Annotated in this window: 8 protein-coding genes; 6 read left to right on the plus strand and 2 right to left on the minus strand. The window is 38.2% G+C overall.

The features are described from left to right. Positions 1-85: 85 nt before the first annotated feature. Together NF418_RS08095 and NF418_RS08100 are read right to left on the minus strand one after the other, a co-directional pair. Positions 86-472, minus strand: a complete 387-nt coding sequence (locus tag NF418_RS08095) for a DUF1934 domain-containing protein (RefSeq protein WP_256779153.1) — start codon at positions 470-472, stop codon at positions 86-88. 14 nt (positions 473-486) lie between these two features. Further along, positions 487-1,371, minus strand: a complete 885-nt coding sequence (locus NF418_RS08100) for a sulfite exporter TauE/SafE family protein (protein WP_256779154.1) — start codon at positions 1,369-1,371, stop codon at positions 487-489. A gap of 97 nt (positions 1,372-1,468) precedes the next feature. Between NF418_RS08100 and NF418_RS08105 the strand changes: the two genes are divergently transcribed. The 6 genes from NF418_RS08105 to NF418_RS08130 are packed head-to-tail and all read left to right on the plus strand — an operon-like array spanning position 1,469 to position 8,947. After that, positions 1,469-2,782: an HD domain-containing protein gene (locus tag NF418_RS08105; RefSeq protein WP_256779155.1), complete on the plus strand. Its 1,314-nt coding sequence runs from the start codon at positions 1,469-1,471 to the stop codon at positions 2,780-2,782. Beyond that, positions 2,772-3,581: a sugar-phosphatase gene (yidA, locus tag NF418_RS08110; RefSeq protein ID WP_256779156.1), complete on the plus strand. Its 810-nt coding sequence runs from the start codon at positions 2,772-2,774 to the stop codon at positions 3,579-3,581. Before NF418_RS08105 ends, yidA begins: the two co-directional genes overlap by 11 nt. Next, complete coding sequence (locus tag NF418_RS08115; protein WP_256779157.1) at positions 3,581-4,801, plus strand: aminoacyltransferase; 1,221 nt, start codon at positions 3,581-3,583, stop codon at positions 4,799-4,801. Before yidA ends, NF418_RS08115 begins: the two co-directional genes overlap by 1 nt. Next, the gene (locus NF418_RS08120; protein WP_256779158.1) at positions 4,801-6,036 is read left to right on the plus strand and encodes an aminoacyltransferase; all 1,236 of its coding nucleotides are present in this window, start codon (positions 4,801-4,803) and stop codon (positions 6,034-6,036) included. The genes NF418_RS08115 and NF418_RS08120 overlap by 1 nt, the downstream gene beginning before the upstream one ends. A gap of 9 nt (positions 6,037-6,045) precedes the next feature. Continuing rightward, complete coding sequence (locus tag NF418_RS08125) at positions 6,046-7,275, plus strand: aminoacyltransferase (RefSeq protein WP_256779159.1); 1,230 nt, start codon at positions 6,046-6,048, stop codon at positions 7,273-7,275. Between the two features lie 37 nt (positions 7,276-7,312). Beyond that, positions 7,313-8,947: a putative polysaccharide biosynthesis protein gene (locus tag NF418_RS08130; protein ID WP_256779160.1), complete on the plus strand. Its 1,635-nt coding sequence runs from the start codon at positions 7,313-7,315 to the stop codon at positions 8,945-8,947. Positions 8,948-9,163: the final 216 nt, after the last annotated feature.

Consider the following 9,163-nt stretch of genomic DNA (forward strand, 5'->3'; position numbering starts at 1 on the left):
GTTCCGTTAGCTACTCCCTCGATTTGCTAACTATTATAACAAATTTCTAGGGAATTTCAAAGAATATTTTCTATGAAAACGTTTTTTATTTCCATTCAATATGCATCTTATAGCTAGCAAATTTCTGGTGATTTTCTAGCCCATTTAAATCATAATGAAGGATTAGTTCTTGTTGCTCCAAAGATAGCTTATAAAAATCAGTTTGTGTCACAAAATGCTGGATCCCCATAGGTGTAGGAATAGTCACAATAGCATCTTGTTCCTTTACAAATCGCATGATAGACTTGGGGCTGGAAAAGCGTGTCATAACCAATTCTTTTCCATCACACTTTATCACAACCTTTTCTTCCTCTTCGTTTTGATAGATAAGATAGAGCTTCCCTTCTTTCTCCTTCACTTCTACCGGGAAAGACTGGTCAATTACTTCCAATTGTCCATCTAAATCAATTTCATTTTGCAAATAAATCTTCATACAAACTCCTTAACTTATTTCACAGTTTTTATGAACGAGGAACGTAAGAGAGTAATTCCTGTATAGGATGCAATAAAAACAACTAGAACTTTTAAATTATTCACATCTAAGCTTGACAAGAAGAAGGCTGCAGTCAAGACTCCTAAGACCCCACCCACTATGATTCCAGGAACCCCTGGCCAGTTGACACGACCAGACTGGATAAATTGCTTGGCTCCAGCTGACAACATCATGGCCGCGTTCAACATCATAACAGGCAGTGCCACCGCTGGACTAATGCCCATCAGAGAGAAAAAGATCAATTCCGGTGCGTAGTTGCCCAAACCCATGCTCAAAAGCATACCGATAAAAAAGTCAAAGACAATCCCAACAAGCAACTTCCAACCCGTCAACCCACGAACATCATTGGCCAAATCAGCGCCCGGATTGGTTACCATCCGATAGACCATAATCCCTGCGGCGATAATAAGTAAAATCCCTAATACTCGTTGTACTTTTCTGGTATCCCAATCTTGCGTCACGCGGGCACCAACTGAAGCACCTGTAAAAGCAGCAATAGCTAGAGAAATCAAGGTTGTCATTTCTACTTCTACAATGGTGATGAATAGCAGAGCTTCCAACAAGATCGGAATAATATGGGCCGTCGTCATAGTTGCTGGAATCCGTCGGTCATCCTCTATCAATTTTGTCGCCTTCAGCAAACTTGTGGTCGTTGCAAAGGTGCCAATCCCCAAGGTGTCCAACAAGTCTGTTACATAACCAATTGCAAAGCCCGTCCAAAATCTGTCCTTCAAGGAAATCTTATGTTTTCGAGCATAGCTAACAATCAAGTAAAGCATCCAAGCAATCATCCCCACAAGGATAAACTGGATAGTATGTAAAATAAGTTTATTTGTCATTCCTCCATTATACTCAAAAGATACATTTTGTACATATCTTTATCCTTGCATAGTATAAAATAAGAAAAATACTCAATTATTTGCTATAATGGAAGTTATGATTGAAAAAGTATTCCGCGATCCAGTCCATAACTATATTCATGTCGATCTTGAACTAATTTATAAACTCATCAATACAAAAGAATTTCAGCGACTACGCCGTATTAAACAATTGGGAACTACCTCCTATACCTTTCATGGTGGTGAGCATAGCCGCTTTTCGCATTGCTTAGGTGTTTATGAAATTGCACGACGGATAACCCTAAAATTCGAGGAAAAATACCCTGACTTATGGAATCCTGCCGAAAGTTTAGTCACAATGGTTGCTGCACTTTTACACGATATCGGTCACGGTGCCTACTCCCATACCTTCGAACGACTGTTTGACACGGATCACGAAGAAATGACCTGTACCATTATCACTAGTCCAGAAACAGAAATCAATGCTATCTTAAAGCAAGTTTCACCTGATTTTCCAGACAAGATTGCCAGTGTCATTAATCACACCTATCCAAACAAACAGGTGGTTCAACTAATCTCTAGTCAGATTGATGTAGACCGGATGGACTATCTGCTAAGAGATTCCTATTTCACTGGTACTAATTACGGGGAATTTGATTTAACTCGCATCCTGCGGGTTATCCGCCCTACAGAAAATGGTATTGCCTTCAAAGAATCAGGTATGCACGCAGTCGAAGACTACGTTCTCAGTCGCTATCAGATGTATATGCAGGTCTACTTCCACCCAGCCAGTCGGTCCATGGAAGTCCTCTTGCAGAATTTACTTAATAGAGCAAAATTACTCTACCAGAGCAAGAAGGAATTTTTCGCAGCTACCTCTCCACGTCTGGTTCCTTTATTTGAACAACAGGTTACCCTGTCTGATTACTTGGCCTTGGATGACGGTGTTATGAATACCTATTTCCAATCTTGGATTGACGGTCCTGACCGTATCCTATCTGACCTGGCACAACGCTATATTAATCGAAAAGTTTTTAAATCAATCACCTTCAAGAAGGATGATGAAGAGGCTTTGGAATGCTTACGAATCCTAGTAGCTGATGTAGGATTTGACCCTGAATATTATACAGCCATTCATCATAATTTTGATTTACCTTATGATATTTACCGTCCGAATGCTGAAAAAAAACGAACACAAATTGAAATTTACCGTAAGGATGACACCAAGGTTGAGTTATCTACCCTTTCACCGATTGTCCACTCTCTATCTGGAACAATCCATGGGGATAGTCGCTTCTATTTCCCGAAAGAAATGTTAGAAGAAACTGGTATATTCACCCTTCAAACTACTGATTTTACTAACCATATTTACAACGATCATTTTATTACTGGAGAAAAAGATGTCCATTAAACTTGTTGCCATCGACATTGATGGAACTTTATTAAATAGCCAACATGAAATCACACCTGAAGTCTTTTCAGCCATTCAAGATGCCAAAAAGGCTGGTGTGAAAATCGTTATTGCTACTGGTCGCCCCATTTCAGGCGTCCGTGCGATTTTAGAAGAACTCAATCTGACAGAAGTTGGCGACTACGTCATCACATTTAACGGTGGTTTGGTTCAAGACGCCTCAACTGGTGAAGATATTGTCAAGGACACCTTAACCTATGACGACTATCTAGACATTGAACTGGCTGCCCGTAAACTCAAACTTCCTATGCATGCTAGCACAAAAGAAGGCATGTACACTGCCAACCGCAACATTGGTAAATATACCATTTATGAATCTATGCTTGTTAGCTCCCCTGTCTTCTACCGTACTCCAGAAGAGATGGCTGACAAGGAAATTATCAAGGTCATGATGGTGGATGAACCTGACGTTCTTGATGCTGCCATCCCTCAGCTTCCAACTAACCTGACTGACAAATACAATGTTGCCAAATCTGCACCATTCTACTTAGAAATCACACCAAAAACCGTTAATAAAGGGCAAGCTATCATCCAATTGGCTGAAAAACTAGGTCTGACAATGGATCAAACCATGGCTATTGGCGACCAAGAAAATGACCGCCCAATGCTAGAAGTCGTCGGTAATCCAGTTGTCATGGAAAACGGTAATCCTGAACTAAAGAAAATTGCCAAATACATCACCAAATCAAATGATGATAGCGGTGTGGCACATGCTATTAGAAAGTGGGTACTAAACTAATGAAATACACCTATACATTAGAGGTTTCAACTCAAGAGCATGACGATTTTGTAAAAAAAAGTGATCAAACTAACCTATTTCAAAGTAGTTCTTGGGCTAAGATTAAAGACAATTGGGGCAATGAGCGCATTGGTTTTTACAAAGATGGTCAACTAGTAGCCAGCGCCAGTATTCTCATTCGTCCTCTCCCACTTGGATTTAGCATGCTCTATATCCCACGTGGTCCCATCATGGATTATACAAACAAAGAACTTGTATCTTTCGTTCTCAAAACTCTCAAGAAATTTGGCAGAAGCAAACGTGCTCTTTTTGTCAAATTTGATCCTTACATCTTACTTAGCCACCGTCAGATCGATCAAGAACCTATCACCAATACACAAGCACAAGCAATCGTAGCAAACCTACAAGAAGCTGGCTGCGAATGGTTTGGACTCACAACTGATATGGCTGAAAATATTCAACCTCGCTTTCAAGCAAATATTCTTAAAGAGTATTTTTCTGATGATCAATTATCCAAAAGTACCAAGCAAGCTGTTCGTACCTCTTTGAATAAGGGTGTACAAGTCAGTTTTGGTCACTTGGAATTTCTCGATCAATTTTCGGAATTAATGAAAAAAACAGAGAACAGAAAATCCATCTCTCTTCGAGGAAGAGAATACTATAAAAAATTGTTAGAAACCTATCCAGATTCATCTTATATCACACTGGCTCAATTGGATTTAGAAAAACGGCAAGAGGCTCTTCTTTTTCAGAAACAAAAATTAGAAGAAGAAATGGCAAAATTCACAGAAAAAACAAAGGCCAGTAAAGTTAAAAATCATCAACAAGAACTCGATCGTATATTGGATGAACTCACTTTCTTGGAGCCAAAACTACAAACTGGTCAAAAAACAGTAAGCCTTGCTGGCACTTTAACGATTGTTTTTGAACAAGCATCTGAAAACCTTTATGCAGGTTTGGATGAAGAATTCCGCCGTTATCAACCGGCAATCGTCACCTGGTATGAAACAGCTAAACACTCTTTCTCTCGTGGAGCTATATACCACAATATGGGAGGGATAGAAAACAACCTTGACGGTGGTCTTTTTAACTATAAATCCAAATTTAATCCTGTAATCGAGGAATTTATAGGAGAATTCAACCTTCCTGTCAATACTCTCCTCTATAAACTGTCCAGCAAATTATACACATTAAGAAAACAATTAAGGAATAAGAACTGATGTCACTAATCGAAATAAGAGCCGAAGAATTCTCAAAGATTATTCAAGTAGCTAGTGAAAAATCATTTTTGCAATCTATTGAGATGGCTAATTTACTAAAAAAGAGAGGAATGAACACTCATTTTTTAGCATATCGCACAAATAACCAATACAAGATTGCGGCACTCGTTTTCAGTAAAGCAATGACTGGCGGTCTCTATATGGAGCTCAACTCTGGACCAGTTTGCCTTGATGAAGCCTACCTTCAGGATTTCTATCGTGCATTAAAAGATTATGCAGGTAAGAATGGTGTTTTGGAACTGGTTGTCAAGCCCTATCAAACTTATCAAACTTTTGATACGAGCGGCGAAGCAATCTCACCAGCGAAAACAGAGATAATTTCGACCTTAACAGATATCGGGTATCAGCATGATGGTTTGCAAACAGGTTATCCAGGAGGTGAACCAGATTGGCACTACGTTAAGGATTTGACCGGCATTACACAAGAAAACTTAATCCAATCCTTTAGTAAAAAAGGTCGTCCCTTAGTCAAAAAAGCACAGACATTCGGGATTCAGTTAAGACGATTGGAGCGGAATGACTTGCACCTTTTCAAAGAAATTACCAGCTCAACATCGGAACGCCGTGAGTACAGTGATAAAACATTGGATTACTATGAACATTTTTACGATAGCTTTGGTCAACAGGCAGAATTTATGATTGCTAGCTTAAATTTCCAGGATTATTATAAGCACCTTGAAAAAGATCAAAAGAAACTAGCAGACAAACTCTCAACTTTACAAGCGAAACTTGAAAGTCAGCCTCAATCCAAAAAATATCAAAATCAAATCAATGAGTTTTCCCAACAGTATGATACCTTTACGACAAGAATGCAGGAAGCTAAAGATTTCATAACCAAATATGGTCAACAAGATGTCATCCTAGCAGGAAGTTTATTCATTTATACTCCCCAAGAGGCAGTTTACCTTTTCAGCGGTTCTTACACGGAGTTTAATAAATTCTATGCTCCTGCACTCCTTCAAGAACACGTTATGTTAGAAGCCATTAAACGAGGAATTTCATTCTATAACTTCCTAGGAATTACTGGTGTTTTTGATGGCTCTGACGGCGTTCTTCGCTTCAAGCAAAATTTCAATGGATACATAGTTCGTAAAACTGGAACCTTCCGCTATTATCCAAGACCTCTTCGGTATCGTATCATTCAGATTATCAAAAAAATTATCGGCAGAAAGTAGTAAGAAACAATGACCTTAACAATTATTTCAGCAGAATCTTTTCAAAAGCATATTGATCAGGCTGAATTTCAGTTCTTTGAACAGTCTCCACAGATGGCTCTACTTTTAGAAAAAAGAGGCTATGATGTCAAAATAGTTGGCTATGAAGTCGCTGGAGATATTAAAGTTTCTGGTATTCTATTCAGTACCCCAATAGCAGGTGGTCTGCATATGGAATTACACAATGGGCCCATATTTACTGATCGAACTTATCTCAAAGACTTCTATCAAGCACTACAAATATTTGCAAGGCAAAACAATGCAATAGAGTTAAAGGTAAAACCATATCTAACCTATCAACAATTTGATACAGATGGTAGCCCTATCGCCGAACCAGATTCAACTGTTATTACTGACTTGACAAGCATTGGTTATGAACACCATGGATTACAGACTGGGTATAAAAGTGGAGATTGGTACTACATCAAAGACCTAACAGGCTTGACACAGGATACTCTCTTCAAGTCCTTCAGTAAAAAAGGTAAACCACTTGTTAAAAAAGCTAAAACATTTGGTATGAAAATCAAGAAATTAGAGCGTAATCAACTATCCCTATTTAAAGAAATTACCTCTGCCACATCCAACCGTCGTGAATTTGATGACAAGCCACTTGAATATTACGAATACCTTTATGATAGCTTTGGTGAAAAGGCAGAATTTTTAGTCGTAACATTAAATTTCCAGGATTATTGGCAAAATCTCTCTCGTGACCAAGAAAAATTGAAAGAAAAAATTGATCGCCTTGCCTCAGATTTAGAACATAATCCAAATTCTGAGAAAAAACAGAATCAACACAGAGAGCTTTCCAGCCAATACGATACATTTGAAGTGAGAAAACAAGAAGCGCAGGAGTTTATCAATCGTTATGGACAGAAAGACGTTCATCTCTGCGCCAGTCTCTTTGTCTATCTTGATAAAGAAGCCTATTATTTACACAGTGGCTCTTATCCAGAATTCAATAAATTTTATGCCCCAGCTATTCTTCAAGAACATGTGATGTTGGAAGCGATCAAGCGTGGTATCACCTCTTACAATTTTTTAGGGATTATGGGCATCTTTGATGGTTCCGATGGAGTGCTTCGCTTTAAGCAAAATTTTAATGGCTACATCGAACATAAGCCAGGAATTTTTATGTATTATCCTAAGCCAATAAAGTTTAAATTCTATCGTTTTATCAAAAAATTGCTGGGTAGAATATAACAATTACTTAAAATTACAAGTCGAAAGAGGACAGTCTATGTCAACAGAAACAACTAGTAGCTCTCAAAAAGAGAAAATGCTACGCGGTACCTTTTGGTCTACGGTAAGTGATTTTGTCAGTCGATTGCTCGGTGCCCTTTATATTATTCCATGGTTCTATTGGATGGGACAATATGCCAACGAAGCAAATGCCTTGTTTTCCATGGGATATAACATCTATGCCACCATCCTGCTTTTTTCCACTTCAGGCATCAACGTAGCCCTCTCCAAACAAATTGCAAGGTACAGTGTTTTGGACCAGGAAGAAAAAATTGCAGCTCTCGTCAATAGTTTTCTCAAATTGATGATCTTATCTGGTCTATTTTTTGCCAGTCTCATGTACTTTGCAGCACCTTTCCTGTCAGAATCGATGGGAATCGGGCGTGACTTAGTTCCTGTCTTATATAGCCTTTGTCTATCGGTACTAGTATTCCCTGCAATGTCTACTATTCGTGGAATTTTTCAAGGCTATGCAAATTTGAAACCATCTGCCTTAAGTCAAATCTTTGAACAATTGATTCGTGTCATTTGGATGTTGTTAACAACTTTCTTTATTATGAAAGTTGGAGACGCTGATTACAAGCAAGCCGTTACACAATCTACTTTGGCAGCCTTTATCGGGATGATTGCCAGCCTACTGGTTCTATTTTATTTCCTACGTAAAGAAAATCTTATTAGTTTATTACGTAAACCAAAGAAAGTAACTGCTGATTTACAAGTTCGTGAACTAGTAATTGAGACTTTCAAAGAAGCCATTCCTTTCATTATTCTCGGTTCTGCCATTCAAACTTACCAATTGATTGATCAATTTACCTATATAAATTTCATGACAAAAATAACGGATTTGGATCTCAGACGTCTAACAGTACTCTATTCCTACATGTCTGCAAATCCGAATAAGATTATTATGATCTTGATTTCCATAGCTACTTCAATTGGTGCTGTCGGCATACCACTGTTAACCGCAAACTTTTTGAAAAAGGATAAAGAGGCCATATCTTCTCTCATTGTCAATAATATAAAAATGTTAAACATCTTTATATTCCCTGCACTGACTGGAAGTTTGATACTTGCAAATGAAATCTATTCTATTTTCTATTCAAAACCAGAACAGATTGCCCTTGATTTATTTGTTCACGCTATTCTTCAAACATTCTTGTTAGCTGCTTATAACATCGCCTCACCTACATTACTAGCACTTTTTGAAAGTAGAAAAGCTATTCAATACTTCTTGATTGGTGTACTTGTTAAGTTAGTACTTCAACTTCCATTTATCTACCTATTCCAATCAAATGGTCCTCTAGCCGCGACAAGTATCGCAACACTTTCCTCTGTCATTCTTATGTACTGCCACATACATCAGATTGTCGGTTTCAAGCAAAAAACTATTATCAGGCATCTTATAAAAGTTGGTCTCTCAACATTATTAATGGCACTTACTGTTATGATTGGAAAAGTACTACTTGACGCAATACTACCTGGTAATGATAAATTTAGCATGCTAATCAAGTTGATTCTACTAGGCACAACTGGTATTGCTACTTATGCCTACCTCACTCTTAAGAATCGACTCATTGATGACTTATTGGGAGAGAGAGCTGATAAACTACGGACTAAACTAGCTATCAAATAAACACATAGTTTCATTCGGAGTTATTCTTCGGATCAATAGTAAAAACACAGACAGAATAATGTTGACTTCATCAATTCAACTGATCTGTCGTAACCGCCCAATAACAAGGTATCTATCCACTCACTCCTTCCTCCGGTATACTGTTATAAAAAACAAACTGGAGGATTTATTATGTCTCAGCCCATCGTCCCATTGACTATTCCCCAATCTCGCCGC

This window comes from Streptococcus suis (assembly GCF_024509555.1).
GTDB classification, from domain to species: domain Bacteria; phylum Bacillota; class Bacilli; order Lactobacillales; family Streptococcaceae; genus Streptococcus; species Streptococcus suis_AD.